This is a genomic window from Alloalcanivorax balearicus MACL04 (assembly GCF_025532145.1).
Classification (GTDB): Bacteria; Pseudomonadota; Gammaproteobacteria; order Pseudomonadales; family Alcanivoracaceae; genus Alloalcanivorax; species Alloalcanivorax balearicus.
Genome location: NZ_ARXS01000039.1, coordinates 1 through 18177, shown reverse-complemented (window position 1 = coordinate 18177; position 18177 = coordinate 1). Strand labels below are relative to the sequence as shown.

The 18177-nt window shown below is 62.1% G+C and carries 15 protein-coding genes; 7 read left to right on the top strand and 8 right to left on the bottom strand.

The window, feature by feature from the left end:
• Positions 1-165 precede the first annotated feature (165 nt).
• Both parE and MA04_RS20490 read right to left on the bottom strand, forming a co-directional pair.
• Entirely contained in the window at positions 166-2052 is a 1887-nt protein-coding gene (gene parE, locus MA04_RS20495) for a DNA topoisomerase IV subunit B (RefSeq protein ID WP_163123183.1), read from the bottom strand.
• A 61-nt stretch (positions 2053-2113) separates the two neighbouring features.
• Positions 2114-2704 carry a YqiA/YcfP family alpha/beta fold hydrolase gene (locus MA04_RS20490; RefSeq protein ID WP_163123180.1) on the bottom strand — a complete coding sequence of 197 codons (591 nt, stop codon included), beginning with the start codon at positions 2702-2704 and terminating at the stop codon, positions 2114-2116.
• Between the two features lie 168 nt (positions 2705-2872).
• Between MA04_RS20490 and MA04_RS20485 the strand changes: the two genes are divergently transcribed.
• Complete coding sequence (locus MA04_RS20485; RefSeq protein ID WP_163123177.1) at positions 2873-4504, top strand: Na/Pi cotransporter family protein; 1632 nt, start codon at positions 2873-2875, stop codon at positions 4502-4504.
• 3 nt (positions 4505-4507) lie between these two features.
• Here MA04_RS20485 and MA04_RS20480 read toward each other — a convergent pair whose 3' ends face one another.
• Positions 4508-4864 carry a DUF1428 domain-containing protein gene (locus MA04_RS20480; RefSeq protein ID WP_163123174.1) on the bottom strand — a complete coding sequence of 119 codons (357 nt, stop codon included), beginning with the start codon at positions 4862-4864 and terminating at the stop codon, positions 4508-4510.
• Between the two features lie 66 nt (positions 4865-4930).
• Positions 4931-5494 (bottom strand): response regulator transcription factor, encoded by a 564-nt coding sequence (locus MA04_RS20475; protein ID WP_014993042.1) that lies wholly within the window; start codon positions 5492-5494, stop codon positions 4931-4933.
• Between the two features lie 164 nt (positions 5495-5658).
• Here MA04_RS20475 and MA04_RS20470 point away from each other — a divergent pair, with 164 nt between their 5' ends.
• The 6 genes from MA04_RS20470 to MA04_RS20445 all read left to right on the top strand — a co-directional run bounded on the left by MA04_RS20470 (position 5659) and on the right by MA04_RS20445 (position 12471).
• Positions 5659-6843 carry an acetyl-CoA acetyltransferase gene (locus MA04_RS20470; protein WP_163123171.1) on the top strand — a complete coding sequence of 395 codons (1185 nt, stop codon included), beginning with the start codon at positions 5659-5661 and terminating at the stop codon, positions 6841-6843.
• Positions 6844-6849: 6 nt separating this feature from the next.
• On the top strand, positions 6850-8370 hold the full coding sequence (locus MA04_RS20465; protein ID WP_262462572.1) for a class I adenylate-forming enzyme family protein: 1521 nt from the start codon (positions 6850-6852) through the stop codon (positions 8368-8370).
• A 56-nt stretch (positions 8371-8426) separates the two neighbouring features.
• Positions 8427-9524: a TRAP transporter substrate-binding protein DctP gene (dctP, locus tag MA04_RS20460; RefSeq protein WP_262462570.1), complete on the top strand. Its 1098-nt coding sequence runs from the start codon at positions 8427-8429 to the stop codon at positions 9522-9524.
• A 51-nt stretch (positions 9525-9575) separates the two neighbouring features.
• Entirely contained in the window at positions 9576-10091 is a 516-nt protein-coding gene (locus tag MA04_RS20455) for a TRAP transporter small permease (protein WP_022993960.1), read from the top strand.
• Positions 10092-10112: 21 nt separating this feature from the next.
• Entirely contained in the window at positions 10113-11429 is a 1317-nt protein-coding gene (locus MA04_RS20450) for a TRAP transporter large permease (RefSeq protein ID WP_262462568.1), read from the top strand.
• 64 nt (positions 11430-11493) lie between these two features.
• Positions 11494-12471: a zinc-binding dehydrogenase gene (locus MA04_RS20445; RefSeq protein WP_262462585.1), complete on the top strand. Its 978-nt coding sequence runs from the start codon at positions 11494-11496 to the stop codon at positions 12469-12471.
• A gap of 23 nt (positions 12472-12494) precedes the next feature.
• On the opposite strand, the gene MA04_RS20440 is transcribed toward MA04_RS20445, so the two are convergent.
• The 4 genes from MA04_RS20440 to MA04_RS20425 all read right to left on the bottom strand — a co-directional run.
• Positions 12495-13193 carry a DUF3592 domain-containing protein gene (locus MA04_RS20440; protein ID WP_262462566.1) on the bottom strand — a complete coding sequence of 233 codons (699 nt, stop codon included), beginning with the start codon at positions 13191-13193 and terminating at the stop codon, positions 12495-12497.
• Positions 13194-13264: 71 nt separating this feature from the next.
• On the bottom strand, positions 13265-13762 hold the full coding sequence (locus tag MA04_RS20435; protein WP_262462565.1) for a hypothetical protein: 498 nt from the start codon (positions 13760-13762) through the stop codon (positions 13265-13267).
• Between the two features lie 236 nt (positions 13763-13998).
• Positions 13999-15096 carry a DUF6708 domain-containing protein gene (locus tag MA04_RS20430; RefSeq protein ID WP_262462564.1) on the bottom strand — a complete coding sequence of 366 codons (1098 nt, stop codon included), beginning with the start codon at positions 15094-15096 and terminating at the stop codon, positions 13999-14001.
• Positions 15096-18177: T6SS effector BTH_I2691 family protein (locus tag MA04_RS20425; RefSeq protein ID WP_262462562.1), on the bottom strand; the 3082-nt coding region annotated here is incomplete at its 5' end. The genes MA04_RS20425 and MA04_RS20430, both read right to left, overlap by 1 nt.

The following is an 18177-nucleotide window of genomic DNA, read 5'->3' as shown; positions in this document are numbered from 1 at the left end:
ACACGCTTTGGCATATCGCGATCTGTAATCCTTGCGGCTAGATGCCCACCTCTGTTTACAATCCTCAATAATCCAGAAAACGCCAAACCAACCCGCTTCATCGCCAACCTGAAAAGAATGTTTCTTTCGCGTGCAAGCGTGAAGCGTGTTTGCGTGTATGCGCGTCTATACTTCCGCCAGGTTGCCTTTTTCTTCCAGCCAGCTCTTGCGGTCGGACGCGCGCTTCTTGCTGAGCAGCATGTCCATGAGCTGGTGGGTGTCGTCGTCGCTGGTCATGGTCAATCGCACCAGGCGGCGGGTATCCCGGGCCATGGTGGTTTCCCGCAGCTGCATCGGATTCATCTCACCGAGGCCCTTGAAGCGGGTGACGCTGACCTTGCCGCGTTTCTTCTCGGCCTTGATGCGATCCAGCACGCCTTCCCGCTCTTCTTTATCCAGGGCGTAATAGACGTCCTTGCCGATGTCGATGCGATACAGCGGCGGCATCGCCACGAAAACGTGCCCGTCGCGCACCAGCGCCGGGAAATGACGCAAAAACAGCGCGCACAGCAGGGTGGCGATGTGCAGGCCGTCGGAATCGGCGTCGGCGAGGATACAGACCTTGCCGTAACGCAGACCGGACAGGTCATCGGCACCCGGCTCGATGCCCAGGGCCACGGCGATATCGTGAATCTCCTGGCTGCCCAGCACTTCCGCTGGATCCACCTCCCAGGTGTTCAGGATCTTGCCGCGCAGCGGCATGATCGCCTGGTAGACACGATCCCGGGCCTGTTTGGCGGAACCGCCGGCGGAATCCCCCTCCACCAGGAAAATCTCGGTTTGGGCCGGGTCATCACTGGTGCAGTCGGCCAGCTTGCCGGGCAATGCCGGGCCGCTGGTGACTTTCTTGCGGGTGACCTTACGCGCCGCGCGCAGGCGTTTCTGGGCGTTGCTGATACACAGCTCCGCCAGCTGTTCCGCCTCGGTGGTGTGCTGATTGAGCCACAGCGAGAACGCATCCTTGACCACCCCGGATACGAAACTGGCGGTTTGCCGGGAGCTGAGCCGCTCCTTGGTCTGACCGGCGAACTGCGGGTCCTGCATTTTCACGCTGAGCACGTAACAGGCCCGATCCCAGATGTCCTCCGGGGTCAGTTTCACGCCACGTGGCAATAAATTGCGGAATTCACAGAATTCGCGCAGCGCGTCCAGCAGGCCGGAACGCAGCCCGTTCACATGAGTACCGCCCTGGGGAGTGGGAATCAGGTTTACATAGGACTCGGTGATCAGTTCGCCGCCTTCCGGCAGCCACAGCACCGCCCAGTCCACCGCTTCGGTATCACCTTTCATGGCACCATCGAAAGGCTCCGCCGGTACCCGCTCCCAGCCCCGGGTACCCTCCAGCAGGTATTCCACCAGGCCATCACTGAACTGCCAGTTCTCGGTCTCTCCAGTGGCCTGGTTTTCCAGTGTCACCGCCAGTCCGGGGCACAACACCGCCTTGGCGCGCAGCAGGTGACGCAGACGAGCCACCGAGATCCTGGGCGAATCGAAATAGCTCTCGTCCGGCCAGAACCGCAGCAGGGTCCCGGTATTGCGTTTGCCGACGGTATCGACCACTTCCAGCTCACTGGTCTTTTCGCCGCCGGCAAAGCTGATGTGGTGCAACTGGCCGTCCCGTTTGACCAGGACTTCCAGTTTGCGTGACAGGGCGTTCACCACTGAAACCCCGACGCCGTGCAAACCGCCGGAGAACTGGTAGTTATTGTTGGAGAACTTGCCGCCGGCATGCAGGGTGGAGAGGATCACTTCAACGCCGGGCTTCTTCTGCACCGGGTGCAGATCCACCGGCATGCCGCGGCCATCGTCTTCCACTTCCACACCGCCGTCCTTGAGCAGGGTGACGCGGATACTGCGCGCATGCCCGGCCAAGGCTTCGTCGACGGAGTTGTCCACCACTTCCTGGATCAGGTGGTTGGGGCGGGTGGTGTCGGTGTACATGCCGGGACGCTTGCGCACCGGCTCCAGGCCCGAAAGGACCTCGATATTCTCTGAGGTATAGGTGTTGGTCATAGATCCCTGAAAACAGTCAACGGCCCGGCATTCGGACAGACCCGCCGGGCGGTACCGGACGTCACAGGCCGGACGTCAGGCGAATTCCACAAAAGCGCAACACTAACGGAATAAAGGCATCGAAGTCATCGAACCCGTGGCTGCCGCCCAACCCGCAGTAGCGATGGCAGTCGGCATAGTATTCCCAGCCGTCGGTCCAATCCAGGGACTCATCCCCGGTTTGTGTCAGCAGCAGCATGCGCTCGGGCTTGCTGACCTCCGGTACCTCGTAGCGCTTGAGTTCATCCAGCCAGGCCGGATCAAAGTCATAGGCCTGGCCGGTGTGATAGTTATGATTGATACCTGTGTATTTGTCCAGTAGTGCCCAGGGGCGAACCGCCGGATTCACCAGTACCGCGGGCAAATCGTGGTGCTCCGCCAGCCAGGTGGCATAGAAACCACCCAGGGACGACCCCAGCAGGGCCACCGGGCCGGCACCGGCGATTTCCGCCTCCAGCGCGGCCATGGCCCGCTTGGGCTGGGGCTCCAGAGCCGGGATATGCAGGCGGTGCCCGGCGCCGGCGGCCTCGAACACCTGCCGCAACAGCCCTGCTTTATGGGACCGCGGCGAGCTGTTGAAGCCGTGAATGTAGATCAATGAGGTTTCGGTCATGGTCTTCAGCCATTCATGATGTTTTACATCGGGCCGGCACGAACACCACCCGCCGAGCCGAACCAGGCTCAAGGCTCCCGAGTTTGCCAGTCAGCGTCAAGCACCCGGGGAACAACCGTGATATAACAAAAGCCACCGTCCCACGACGGCGTGACCGGGAGGGTCGCCATGCAGGTTCTGCTGCATCTGATGGCCGCCGTGGCGTTGCTGGTGTGGGGCACGCATATCGTGCGCACCGGTGTGCTGCGGGTCTACGGAGCCCGTCTGCGCCATTGGCTGAGTCACTATCTGGATCGTCGGCTGCTGGCCTTCGCCGCCGGCACGGGGGTCACCGCGCTGGTGCAAAGCAGCAACGCCACCGCGTTGCTGGTCAGCGGCTTTGTCGCCGACGGCCTGATGCCCCTCGCCACCGGTCTGGCAATTCTGCTTGGCGCCGATCTGGGCACCGCCCTGATGGCTCGCGTGCTCACGCTGGATCTGTCCTGGCTGTCCCCGCTGCTGCTGATCGTCGGCGTTCCGCTGTTCCTGTCCCGCAAGCAAAGCAAGGCGGGGCAGCTGGCGCGGGTGGCGCTGGGATTGGGCCTGATGTTGCTGGCCCTGACGCTGATCATCGAGGCCATGGCGCCGGTGACCGAGGCTCGCGGCGTACGCGTTCTGTTCGAGTCTCTCACTGGTGATCTACTACTGGACGCGGTAGTCGGCGCGCTGTTCGCCATGTTGACCTATTCCAGCCTGGCGGCGGTCCTGCTCACCGCCACCCTGAGCGCGGCCGGTGTCCTGTCGCTGCCGGTGGCGCTGTGTCTGGTGATGGGCGCCACCGTGGGCAGCGGCGTGCTGGCTTTCCTTAACAGCGGCTTTTACCACACCGCCGGACGCCGCGTGGCCCTGGGCAGCCTGCTGTTCAAACTGGCCGGGCTGATTCTGATGCTGCCCTTCGTCGATCTCACCGCGCGCTGGCTGGCCACCCTGTCCTTCGCTCCCCAGGATCTGGTGATCGGCTTCTATCTGGCCTACAACGGCGGCCGCTGCCTGACCATGCTCCCGCTGACCGTGCCGATGGCCCGTCTGTGCCGGCTATTGCTGCCGGATCCGGCCACGCCCGAGCCGCGCCAGGGGCCTCGCCATCTGGACCCGCAGGCCCTTGATCAGCCGGCCCTGGCGCTGGCCAACGCCAGCCGCGAGGTGCTGGCCATGGGAGACCTGGTGGAAACCATGCTGGACGAGTTGGGAAACGCCATGCGCCGCGAAACCACTCGGCCCAAGGCCCCGCCGGAACCGTTGGACGACCAACTGGACAGCCTGCACACCGCGATCAAGCTGTACCTGGCACGGCTTCCCCGGGAGCGGTTGAGCCCGGACAGCCAGCGGCGCTGGAGCCAGGTGCTGGAGATGAGTATCGGCCTGGAGCAGGCCGGTGATCTGATCGAGCGCATGATGGAGAAAGTCCGTGATCGCAAGACCGCCCGGCGCCGCTCGTTCTCCCGAAGTGGCCTGCAGGAGCTGTTGGAGCTGCACGAACGGCTGCGGGCGAACCTGCGTCTGGGCCTGTCGGTGTTCCTCAACGACGATGAGGACAGCATCCGCCGCCTGCTGGAAGAAAAAAGCCGTTTTCAGGCACGCCAGCGACAACTGGCGCACGCCCATCTGGAACGGCTGCGCCATCAGGTCGTACAGAGCCTGGAAACCAGTTCCCTGCACCTGGATCTGCTGGGCGATATGAAGCGGCTCAATTCCCTGTTCTGCGCCGCCACACTGAAACCGGTGGACAAGGAGCGGCCGACCGGTGAGTCCCGCTCTTAAATCTTAAAGACTCAATACCGGCCGGAATCCGCCCCACATCATCCGCTTGCCATCGAAGGGCATGGTGGCCGGATCCATGCCGGCGATGCGTGGATCCTTCATGACCTGTTCATTGATGCGATCCCGCTCCTCCCGCGAGGCGTAGGTGATCCAGGAGAACACCACCACTTCTCCGGGCTCCAGTTTGACGCTCATGGGAAAGGAGGTGACTTTGCCGTCCGGCACGTCATCGGCCACGCATTCCACGTAATCGATGGCGCCGTATTCCTTCCACACTTCTCCGGCCTTGCGGGACATCTCCAGATAAGCGTCCAGGTTCTCTTTCGGTAAAGGCAGTAAGAAACCGTCCACGTAGTTCATCGTTATCTCCTTTTGAGGGCTTTCCTGATCCGGTCGAACCGGCACGCGCCGGATCGACATCCACGGCTATCTCAAAACGATGATTTTCGATACCAGCTCGGCGGTGTTCTTCGCTTCCAGTTTCTTCATCAGGCGGCCACGGTGGACTTCCACCGTGCGATGGGAAATACCCAGCTTGCGGCCGATCTCCTTACAAGTGAGTCCATTGACGATATAGGCGGAAATCTGCCGTTCCCTGGGCGTCAGTTTCACCGTCGCCTGGATCGGGTTATCGATGCGTTCGAAGTGCCACACCATCAGCTCGAAGGGCGACTCCGGCGTCAACGTGTAGCCGTTGGCGCGGGCCCAGAACACCTCACCGGAACGGTGCTGCATGAAGCGTTCATCGGAGTAGGAACGGTTGCGCTGCAACCAGCTCAGACAGCGATCGCCGATGGCCTGAAAATCCGCCATGGAGGGGTACAAACGGAGGATCAGCTGGCCCAGCAGTTGTTCCCGGGAATAACCGAACAAGGCGTTGAACGCTTCATTGAAATCCAGCATGGCCCGCTGCCGGGTAATCACCTGGGGCGCCGGCGAAACCCGGAAAGCCAGACGTTCCAGATCCTCGCTGGTGACGGAATCGTGCATCGCGACACCTCTCGCAGTCAGGTCCCCGGAAGGCACTCTTAGTCATGTACGTAGTTGCACGAATAGCGGTACGGGACGGGAATGGACCACATTGTAAATAGAACCAGCGGTCTGGCAAGTGCCGGTACCGCGACCCCCGCGAACAAAAACAACACAGGTGCCTCATGACTCAGCAGGACCACTCCGTCTCCATTGTCGCCAGCGGTCACACTCGCTTCGGCCGCCTCAACGACACCACCCTGGAAGACCTGATCGTCGAAGCCAGCCGCGAGGCACTTGACGACGCCCAGGTGGACGCCAACGACATCGATCAGATTTTCCTCGGCCATTTCAATTCCGGCATGGTCCCGGATGGCTTCCCCGCCTCGCTGGTATTGCAGGCGGATCCCGGACTGCGCTTCACTCCCGCCAGCCGCTGCGAAAACGCCTGCGCCTCCGGCGCCGCGGCGGTGTTCGCCGGTATCAACGCGATCCGTTCCGGCGCCGCCGACCTGGTACTGGTGGTGGGCGCGGAGAAGATGACCGCCAACAGCACCGCCGATGTCACCCGCGCCCTGGCCGGCGCCGGCTATCAGAACGACCCGCGCGAAGCCGGGCTCAGTTTTCCGCAGGTATTCGGCGTCGCCGCCCGCGCCTACCAGGAGCGTTACGGCGATCCGCTGGCGGCCATGGCCCGCATCGCCGAGAAGAACCATGGCAACGCCATGGAAAACCCGCTGGCGCAGATGCACCGGCCTCTCAGCTTCGACGAGTGCAACACCGTCTCGGAACAGAACCCGATGATCGCCGACCCGCTTCGGCTCACCGACTGCTCGCTGATCACCGACGGCGCCGCCGCCATCGTGCTCGCCTCAGCGGAGCGGGCCCGGGACTTCCCTCGCCAGGTGGCGATTCGCTCGGCGGTGCAGGTGAACGATCTGCTGCCGATGAACAGCCGCGACTTCCTTGCCTTCGAGGGCCCGCGCCGGGCTTTGTCCCAGGCTTACCAGCAAGCCGGGGTGACCCTGGAGGACCTGCATTTCGCCGAGGTCCATGACTGCTTCACCATCGCTGAACTGTTGATCTACGAAGCCATGGGACTCGCCCCGGCGGGCCAGGGTGCCCGCGCGTTGGGGGAAGGCACCGTATTCGCCGACGGCCGTCTGCCGGTCAACCTGTCCGGGGGGCTCAAGGCCAAGGGACATCCGGTGGGCGCCACCGGCGTCTCCATGCACGCCCTGGCGTTCCGGCAGCTCACCGGCCAGGCCGTCGGACGGGCCCGTCCCGGTGCCGAAACCGGCCTGATTTTCAACATGGGCGGTGCCGCCGTGGCCAATTACGCCTCGGTGCTGCAGGCGAAGAGGGCCTGATCACCGATGAATATCGCAAACTGGCTGCACGATCAGGCCCGCTGCCACCCGCAACGCCCGGCACTGTTTCACGGTGCCGAACAGGTGGCGGATTACCGCACCTTCGCCGACAGCGCCGCCGCTGTCGGCGGCCTGCTGCGGGAGCGCCATGGCGTGGTCCCCGGCGACCGGGTCGCGCTGTTCATGAAAAACAGCGTGGACTACCTGCCACTGATGTACGGCATCTGGTGGAGCGGCGCCGTGGCGGTCCCCGTGAACGCCAAACTGCACGCCGCGGAAGCGGCCTGGATCGCTGGTAACGCGGAAAGCAAGCTGGTGATTACCGACGACGGCTGCACTTTCCAGGACTCGCCCCTGGAGAGCGGCGTCGAGCTGGCCGCCAGCGCTCTGGTTGCCAGCGGCACGCCAACGGCCCGCACGCAACCTCCGCATCCGCGCCGCGCCGATGACCTGGCCTGGCTGTTCTATACCTCCGGCACCACCGGCCGCTCCAAAGGCGTCATGCTCTCCCACGGCAACCTGGTCGCCATGGCGCTGTGCTACCCGGTGGATGTGGAGCCGGTAACCGGGGACGACGCCCTGCTCTACGCCGCGCCCATGTCCCACGGCGCCGGCCTGTATAACTTCATCTTCGTTCGCGCCGGCGCCCGCCATATCCTGCCGGTCTCGCGAGGCTTCGATGCCGCCGAGGTGCTGGACCTGGCCCGGCGACTCGACCGGGTATCACTGTTCGCGGCGCCGACCATGGTCAAGCGGATGGTGGCGGAAGCGCGCCGCCAGGGCGAGCACGGAGAAGGCCTGAAAAGCGTGGTCTACGGCGGCGCGCCGATGTACACCGCGGACATTCGCGAAGCCCTTTCCGTGCTCGGCCCGCGCTTCATCCAGATCTACGGCCAGGGCGAAAGCCCGATGACCATCACCGCCCTGGACCGGCGGCGCATCGCCGACCACGAGGCGCCCGACTGGGAACGCCACCTGGCCTCCGTCGGACGAGCACAATCCTGCGTCGACGTGCAGGTGGTGGATGCGCAAATGCGCCCCCTTCCCCCGGGCGAGCCCGGTGAAGTGGTGGTGCGCGGCCTCACCGTGATGGCGGGCTACTGGCGTAATGAAGACGCCAGCCGCGACACCCTGGTGGACGGATGGCTGCGTACCGGGGATATCGGCTTCCTCGATGAGCAGGGCTTTCTGACCCTCACCGACCGCTCCAAGGACGTGATCATCTCCGGTGGCACCAACATCTATCCACGCGAGGTGGAAGAGGTACTGGCGCGGCACCCGGCCATCAGCGAGGTATCAGTGATCGGTGAACGGGACCCGGAATGGGGTGAAATCGTGGTGGCCTTCGTGGTGGCCGACGACGTCCAGGCCGAGGACCTGAATCAATGGTTCAGCCAACGCATGGCCTCGTTCAAAAAGCCCAAAAAATATTACTTTTGCGACGACCTGCCGAAAAACAGCTACGGGAAAATTTTGAAGACCGAGCTGCGCAAACGAGTAGAGAGCGGCGCCACCGCTTCTCTCTGAAGCAACAGAAAAACAATCCCAATGACACTGACCAAGACAATAACAGGAGACACGTGATGACAATAAAAAGAAGGGATTTCCTCAAAGGCAGCGCCGCTCTCGCCGGCGCCGGCATGCTGAGCGGTTTGTCGGTACCGGCCTGGTCCGCGTCCGCCACCCGCATCAAGTTCGACACCTACATTTCCGAAACCGCCGGCCCTTCGCGCCTGGACAGCTGGTTCCTCGACGAACTGGAAAAACGCGCCGGCGACGCGGTGAAAATTCGCCGTTTCTGGGCCCAATCGCTGAACAAGGTCGGCGAGCATCTGGCGGCGGTCCGCGACGCCACTTCTGAAATGTCGCTGATTTCCCCCGGTTACTACCAGGCGGAACTGCCGGTGACCCGGGGCCTGGACTGGTATTTCCGCATGCAGCGTGCCGACGCCCTGCAGCTGGTGTGCCGCGACCTGTACCAGCAGTTCGAGCCGCTGCGTCAGGAGTGGGAGCAACGGCACCGCTCCAAGGTGATGTACTGGACCAACTGGTATCACGCCCCCCTGGTGACCCGCGAACCGATCCGCTCCCTGGAGGACATCAAGGGCAAACGGATCCGCGGCTACGGCGTGGCCACGGAAGTGATCGAGCGTCTCGGCGGCACCGCCGTGCCAATGGCGGCACCGGAAGTGTACACCGCCCTGGAACGGGGTGTTCTGGACGGCGTCTACGGTTTCGATTTCATGACCTCCATTGCTTACAAACTGCATGAGATCGCGCCCTATTTCACCGACCTGGGCGACGGCCCTCATGCTCCCGCCGCCACCATCATGAGCATGAGCACCTGGAACGAACTGCCGGACAAGGTTCAGGGCATCTGCAACGAGCTGGTGGAAGAGATTTACGCTGGCAAGTACACCGAAATCTACGGCGCTACTTCCCGGGAGTATGTGAAAACCGCGCTCAAGGAAGGCGCCAAATTCTCCTCGCTCAGCGATGCCGAAAAAGCCGAAGCCAAGGGTTTGATCCAACCGGCCCAGGTGGAGGGCTGGATCGAAAGGGTAGCCAAACCGGCCAACATCGACGGCGCCAAGATGCAGGCGCTGGTGGACGCGGCCATCGCCAAGCACGATGCCAACGGCACCCTGGAGCGGCCTATAGAACTGGCGGCGGAGCGGTAAAACTCCGCCCCTGCCGGCACCGCATCGGATGACAACAATAACGAGGCAATCATGACCTTCCTTGAACGGCCATTCCGGGCCCTGGCCAATGTGTTCGGCGGCGTGGCACTGGTTTCGCTCGCCTTTCTGATGGTGGCGATCACCCTGGACGCCACCGTCCGCTCGCTGATCGACCGGCCGATCACCGGCATCTTCGAGCTGTCGGAAATCGCCCTGGTGCTGATCGTGTTCCTCGGCCTGGGCTGGACCCAGATGGAGCACGGCCACATCCGCGTGGATGCCCTGGTGAAACTGGCGCCGGTGCCGGTGGCCCGGGCCATGAACGCCTTTTCCTGGGCCGCCGCCGCGCTGGCCCTGGCCTTGCTGACCTGGCCTTCGACGCTGGACGCCATTCATTCGTTCCAGATCAAGGAGTTCCGCTGGGGCTATATCGAGTTCCCGATCTGGTGGGCGAAGATCGCCCTGGCTATCGGCCTCTGGTTCGCCACCGCGCAAATGCTGCTGTATTCCGGCCTGGCTCTGCTGGGCCGGGACCAGCCTTCCACGCCAGACCCACACACCGACTGACAGGCCAATGAGAGACCCGCTATGGATGAAATGACCGCTACTCTGCTGGCCATTGGCCTGGTCTTCGTACTGCTGGCCACCGGCGTGCCCGTCTTCGCTTCCCTGGCCCTGGCCGGCGTCGCCGGCGTGGTGATGGTGGAAGATCTGGACTTCGCACTGAACCGCCTCAAGGCCTTCTCCTACACCCAGACCGCAGTCTACCTGCTGACCGTGATCCCGCTGTTTATCCTGATGGGTAACTTCGCGCAAAAAGCCGGTGTCGGGCAGAAGCTGTTCAGTGTGGCGCGCAAATGGGTCGGACAATTACCCGGTGGCCTGGCCATCGCCAGCGTCCTCACCAGTGCCGGCTTCGCCGCCACCTCCGGTTCCAGCGTGGCCACCGCCGCCACCGTCGGCGCCGTCGCCATTCCGGAAATGAAACAGGCCGGCTACGACCGCCGGCTGAGCACCGGCGCGGTGGCGGCCGGCGGCGTACTGGGCGTGCTGATTCCGCCAAGTGTGCTGTTGATCTTCTATGCCGCGCTCACCGAAGTTTCCGCTGGCGCCATGCTGGTGGCCGGGGTCCTGCCCGGCTTGCTGTCCACCCTGGTGTTCATCGTCGGCATCGTGGTGGTCAGCAAAAGGATCATGCCCGGTCGCCACCAGACCCAGCCCCGCTATGGCTGGGGGGAACGCTTTGCCTCCCTGGGTGACGCCTGGCAGGTGATCGTGCTGTTCGTGGTGGTGCTCGGCGGCATTTACCTGGGCTTCGTCACCCCCACCGAAGCCGGGGCGATCGGGGCCTTCGCCGCCTTCCTGATGCTGCTCTGCTCACGACAGGCACGCGCCAACCTCGGCGGCAACCTGAAGGACAGCTTCCGCTCCTCGATCAGCACCACGGTGATGATCCTGATGACCATGCTCGGCGCCGGCATCTTCAGCTACTTCCTCACTCTGGTGGGCGCGCCGCAATACATCGTCGAGGCCGTCACCACCGTGGACCTGCCGCCACTACTGATCATCGGCCTGCTGCTGTTGATCTATCTGCCGCTGGGCATGTTCCTGGATGCCTTCTCCATGCTGGTGATCACCCTGCCCATTCTGTTCCCCACGGTGCAATCACTCGGTTTCGACCCGCTCTGGTTCGGTATTCTGGCGGTGAAAATGTGCGAGATCGGCTTGATCACCCCACCGGTGGGCCTGAACGTCTATGTCACCGCCGGCATCGACCGCGACACCCCACTGGTGGACGTGTTCCGTGGTGCCGGCTGGTTCATGATCATGGAAGCGGTGACCACCTTGCTGATTTTCTTCTTTCCGGTCATTGTCACTTGGTTGCCGGCCAACATGCTCGGCTGAAGGACGAATCATTGGAGGCCGAAAAAAAGCAGCGTTCAATCACAGGAGAGATGCCGTGAAAGCCATGATCATCGACCGTTCCGGCGCGACACCGGCCATCCGGCAAGGTGACATCGAGCCCCCTTCCTGGGCCAGGGGACAGGTGCTGATCCGGGTTCAGGCCGCTTCGGTGAACCGCGCCGATCTGGCGGTTCTGGCTGGCACCCATGCCGCTCCCGGAGCCGCCGGCGCCCCCGCCGTGGTGGGCCTGGATGCCGCCGGCACCGTCGTCGAAGCCGATGAGGACAGCGCATTCAGCATCGGCGACCGGGTGATGACCATGGTGGGCGGCGGGCTGGCGGAGTATGTCGCCATTGATTCGCGCTTCCCGGTGCCCCTCCCGGACTCGTGGACGTTCGAGGAAGGCGCCGGTGCCATTGTTGCCCTGATGACCGAACACAACGCGCTTCGTACCGCCGGGCGGCTGCGCGACGGCGATGCCGTACTGATCAATGCCGCCAACTCCGGGGTCGGTCAGATGGCGATCCAGATTGCGCGACATCTGGGCGCCGGGCGGATCATCGCCGGAGTCCGCACCCACCGGGAAGATGCCCTGCTCGCAACGCTCGGCGCGGACACCGTCATCAATACCGGGACCGGCGGGTTCGCCGAGCAGGTACTCGACGCCAGCGACGGGCAGGGCGTGGATATCATCATCGACCATGTGGGCGGCCCCTATCTGGCGGACCACATCAAAGCCGCGGCGCTACAGGCACGCCTCATCGGCGTGGGCCGTCTCGGCGGCGCCGAAGGCACCCTGGACATGGAGGCCCTGGCCTTCAAGCGGGTGGAAATCATTGGCGTGACGTTCCGCACCCGTAGCCTGGAAGAGAAGATCCGCATCGTCGAGGCAATGCGTGAGGATCTGGACAACGCCCTGGCCGAAGGCAAGCTGAAGCCGCGTATCGACCGGGTACTGCCCTGGACGGAAGTCCGAGCGGCACAAAGCCTCGTCGCCGGCGATGATCACCTGGGCAAGGTCATCCTCCAGGTCGGGACTTGATCACCCGGCGGCCCCGGTCGTGGTTATTTCGGAGCCCCGGGCAGGAACGACAAATCCATGTGATAGCGGCGAGGATCGTCACGCCCGATGAACACCGGCACGCTCACGTCCTGCAAATAAGGGGAAGGGTCGTACCACAGATAATCGCTGAGAAAACGGCGGCTCTCCCCGCTCAGCGGATCAGCCCCCCGTGTCACCACCCGATAAGGGTGACGGTGCTGTACTTTAATCCGGGTCAGGTGCTCCACCTTTTCCAATTCAGTCTCGATCCGCCGCCCTTCACGCATCAAGGTCGCCACCCGGCGCCACTTGCGCCGCCCGCCCGCAATCCAGGTGCCGCCGATCAAAAGGAATACCGGTCCGATCAACCCACCGATTATCGAACCGCCCCAGAGCGCAAAGAAATCATCAACCCGAGCCTCCGCGGGCCGGGCCGGCGAATACAGGATCGGCATGGCATCGCCTATCCGCACTCCAGCACAACGCGTTCCTGCTCTGGTGGAAAACTCGATTGGGCGTCCGTCCTCCGTACGAAACCGCACCACCCATTCGCATACGGTCTTTTCGTCCATACGCCGCTCACGAACGTTCTCCAGCACTCCTTGCCCTGATACCGCTTCCTTCATGAAAGAGGCAGTGTCCAGATACAGCACGACCGCCATAACAATCGCGGCGAAGCCAAAAGCCGCAAAAAAGTATTTAAAGAGTCCGCGAACTGTCATGATTCAACCGCACCCGCACTGCGCCATCCTTGCCTCAATTCCCGTCTTCTCATATCCACCGTGCTCCGCCCTCAGCGTATCTCTCCGGAGCGAATTTTTCTCACCACCGCCGCCAGCTCCGGGCTCGATATCTGCCGAGCGCCCCAAAGCAGTTCCCGCTTGCTCAGTTGCTTCTTGCGATACAACCTTTCCAGATGACCGGCGAAATCCCTGTCACTCATACCCGGCTCACGATGAGCCATTACCACTTCAAACGCACGCAGCCAACGATAAATGAACCCGTATACAATAACCGTGGACAAAAGCGAGACGGCCATTACGACAAAGAGAACGACATCCACCGGCTTGCCAAGCCAGAGTTTGACACCATCCCAAAGAAACACCCCCAGACACAACAGAAAAACAGCCAGGAGCCCCCATGTGACCGAGGCCGGGGTTCGCCGATAAACAACAGGGGCTTTCCGTGGATCCAGAGGCGGCTTATCCAGTCCCGCAAAGAACCAGTCGTGATGTGCCTGACAACAGAAGAGGCGGCCGTTCTCACTGACGACGGCTTTATCCGTGGTCACTTTCTTGTTGCAGGCGGCGCATTTCGGGCAAGCTCTGAACACTACCCTCTTCCTTTGGTGGACATCATACGCCCTATTGAAACACAGGACGGCGATAGGCACCGGCCGATGTTCATTACCTTTTTACCAGAAGAACGAGAGTTGACCGTCCATTAGAAAAAGCTGCCCGATAACCTACCCAGGATACGGGCGAAGACCAGAACACTTCCCTCGTCGCTCAATGAAACAAACCCACCTCACGGCAGCCACTGAGAGCCGGATTCTTCTTCCTTGGCAGGCGCGTCCGGATCATGGTCCTTGGGCACCCACAAATCCGCATTCAAATACAAACGGCGACAGGTCTCCGGGTCGTAATCTTCCGCTGTGGTCAACTTGGGGGTAGGTTTGCCGGGTTGGCCAGCTTCACGAATGATCTTGGGCCAACGAGGTTCCCAGCATAGTAACTGAGATACCCAATGCCCCGCGCCCAGAATCAAAAAGGCGGGACTCATCAGTAATTTACCCAGCCATAGTTTCCAGTCGCCATGACGCAGAATCGGCCACAGACCCTCGAATTGGGGTTCCAAGCTGTACCAGGGCCAGGGCATCTTGCTCCGCACCCGGGGTTGGGGTACGGACTTGGGGCCTTCCTCCATGTAGCGGCGGATAAACTCCCATTCATCGAGTAGATCCTGTGCAGTGCCGGCGCGTTTTCCGACGGCGGCAAAGGTTACAAACGGCTGTCCGGTTCGGTGCGGCATCCAGGCCAAGACCAGACGCATCCCCGCCCCTTCATGGATCGGAATAATCTTGTCCCAGGGCATTGTCACCACCCCACCTGCGTACTTGGGGCGATGTAAATGCACCTGCTTGGTTTTGCGGTTAAAGCGGATTAACAATCGGCGATGAGTGAACAGCTCCCAGCGGATAGGAATGTAGAATTTGAATTTGAAGAAGCAGTACCAGAAACCAGCGGTTATCCCCCCCACGCCAATCACGCCGATCAAGTAATCGGCAATGCCATTGTGATTGGGCCCGTTTAGCAATAAATTAATCGCACCGTAAGCTCCACCGAAACCGAACAAGAAGAGCGTTAATACCAACGGCGTAATCAATCCTCGGTAATGCTCCAAAGACCCACAACGCATTTCCAGATAGGTGTCGTTGAACGCGTACACTGGCCCCCGGCTGCGAGGGTGGTCGCTAACAGACCATTCCAGGGGGGGGTACTCTTCTTCCAGGGCCGCTTTCAGTGGCGCCTGGTTCTCTTCCATGAAGTCCTTACCAAAGACCTCGTCTTTCCCCTCTTCAGCTAGTGTCGTCCCCCACCAAAGCATCCACTCAAAAAAGTACATCAGGTCACCTCGGCAACGGCCATCCACAACTCGGATAACTCCACCTCCAAGTCATCGTAGCCAGTACCATCATTCTTGCGGAAGGCACTCTTGTCACACCACGCTTCCAGGGCATCCGGTGTGACCAAATACCACACTCCGGTGGCCACCCAGAATACGGCATTGCTCCCCAACAAGACACGGGTCAAAAACTTTTGGGCCGCTTCCCTGCCAAGCCACGTTGCAAGGCGTGCACTTGCTCTAGTGACGACAATCGCCGCCCTATTAGTAGAAGTCTTCGCCACATGCTCGAAGAACGGTTTGGCTGTGGCAATGGCCAGTAAGGAACCGGATAGGCCCAGGCCGAGTCCAGCAAAGCCTCGGGCCAGATAGGCGGTAGCCAACGTACCTTGACCTCTCTTACTTGCCCCCCAGAAGTCCCCAAAGTCATACGCCGCCAATACCACCCCACCCACGGTGCCCATTGAGGCCGCCCACAGTTTGCGGCTGCCTTGAAGGATACGGGCTCCCTCGGCACTGTTCCCCGCCGCGGCAGCGCGTTGGGCCGCCGACTCGGCGGCACTCGCCATGATCTCCGCCCCACAAGCCGCACCGGCCATCACGGCGGCCATGGCCTCCATGTAAAAACGTTGGTCTTTGGCGCCCACGCTTTCCGCCTTGAACGCCAGCATCAGTGCCTCGGCGGCGATCAATACCGACAAGGCGCGCCCATAGCGCACTTCGCTGGCTTTCGGCTGGGTGATAAAACTATCCAGTCCCGCTTGCGCATTCCGAGCAGCCCCGGTCGCGCTCTGCCGCACCACTTCGGACTCGCGCACCAACTTTTCGACCAGCCGTGGGGCGGTACGCGCGACAGGGTGCGCAGCCGCGCGGGACAACTGCTTGTGCAGTTCCGCATCGAAGGCATAGCGCCCCAGTTGCGCCCGGCTCGCCGTTCCCAGCAACCGGTACAACGCACTTTCGCCTTTGCTGGGATGGCCGCTGCCGAACAGATTACGCAACAGCCCCGCCTGCCAGGCGAGTACGCCACTAACGGCCATGCCGCTACCTTCCAGCGAACTGATGGCGGTATCCAGCTTTTCGAACTGTTGGGTGGCCGACTGAACCACCTGAAGCGCGCCGATGGCCACCCAATTGGGCCCTTCGCCCTCGGTATCGACCTGCCCTTTCAGCGCCTTGGCCATTTCAATCAGATTGTCTTCCAGCGCCTGCTGGTTGTAGGCCATGGCACGCCAGCACAGGTTGGCCGGACCACCGCCGGGGCCTTGGCTCCACCAGCCATCGATCACGGATCGGCCACTTTCGCAGCCTACCAGGCCATCCACCGCCAACCCCAAGGTCGCGGTAAAACGGGCGCCGTTCTCCTCATCCGCCTTGTCGTAGGCCTGCAGGGCTCCTTGCAGATAATCGCTTTGCAGCACCGCAATCTGTTCCGGAGCACGGCGGTCCATTTCCGTCTCTGCCTCGGCACTGTGTTGCAGGAAAGCGGTTTGTACCTGATCCATCTCGCCGGTATTCAGCCGGGACAGATAGTCCTGTTCGAACTCTTCCCGATAGGCATTCTGCTGTGCCGGGCTATATTCGGCGTTACGGGCCGCTTCAACCGTGTCTTGATGCCCCTGTTTAATCCGTTCCCGGCGTCTGGCGAACTGCGCGGCGTATTTCTCTTCAAAAACACGGTCTCCGTGCACGTGCCGTCGCTGCCGTTCTTCCTCTTCGAGGCGATGCAACTGATGTTCCACACTGCCGTGGCCGGCCTCCCAGCGAAGGCTTTCTCGTTGCACCGTCCCCGCCGCCTTCTTCCCCGCATACCCCTCATGCAGTTGTTCGATCTGCTGCTGGATCTGGACCTTCCAGTCGTTGCTGACGCCTTGCTCGTCCTCTTCCTGAAGCCAATCGTGCAGCGGGTCCAGGGCGGCGTTACGCCAGGCGTTCAGGGTCTGGGCGGCGCCGAGGGCGTCGTTCAGGGCCAGAACGGCGCCGTGGGTGGAGACCGCCTGGGTGACGGTGGTCAGAGTGCCCTTCAGCACACCGACGTTGGCGTACTGAATCAGGCCCTGGTCATCCGCCAGCCAGGCGGGGGCGAAGGGGTCTTGCGTCAGCGCCTGTTGCAGGGCCGGATTGCCGTCAAGGCACGCTTCAGTCAGGGCGTTGCCGACCTGCTCGCCATGCAGGGTATCAAGCTGGGAGGTTTGGCCTTCGGCCCATTCCTTCGGAGAAAAGGTTTGCCAGTAGCCTTTGGCGGTATAGTCGTCGGCGTTATCTTCATAATCCGCTTTGCGGGCGTCGGTGAGCGGGTCCGGGGTGAACAGCCACCATGAGCGTTCAACGGTTTCCGCTTTTTCGATCTCCACCGCCAGGGTATTGGGCGTCACGGGTTCGGGCTGGGCCGGTGCTTTTGGCGCCTCACCCTCAAACCGGGTCAGGTCGCCATTGGGCTTCACCTGATAGTGCTGCCATTCCTTCCGGCCGCCCCGGTCCAGCAGTACGTACAGATAGCCTGCCCTCAATAATCTCAGTGTCTCCCGGGATTGGGACAATGAGGTGGGAGGAACAAGTTGTTTCGGCAGTTGAGGCGCGTGCTCGGCCAAGGCCCCCGTGGCCACGGCGTGACGCACAGGCAGAATCGTGAGCGTCAGCGTCTCCATCATTTCCTGTTCGGTGGTTTCCTCTTCCTCATCTTCCCACTCGACATCCGCCAAACGCTGCGGAGCCAGGGGCGCTTTAGCGGTCAGGGAGGGCGCCAGCCCGGCCACTTTTTTTGCCAAGGGAGCGAAGGAGAACAAACCCGCGGGCAAAGCGGGAAGGCTGGTGTTGCCCGATTGCCCGCCTTCCAACGATTTGATCGAGCCTTTTACGGTAAAGGTCCCCGGGCAGCGGAAGGTGATGTTGGCGCCGTCGAGGACGATTTCGGTCTGGCCGCTTTGCAGGGTGATTTTTTCCTTGGCGAGGACGCTGACCTTGCCTTCGTGATGGCCTGGTCGGCGAGCGGCTCCAGCGGCCCGCCGTTGGCCTGCAGGGAGACAGGACCGTTTTCGCTGATGATCTTTAGCGGGCCTTTGTGGCTGTAGAGGCCGGCGC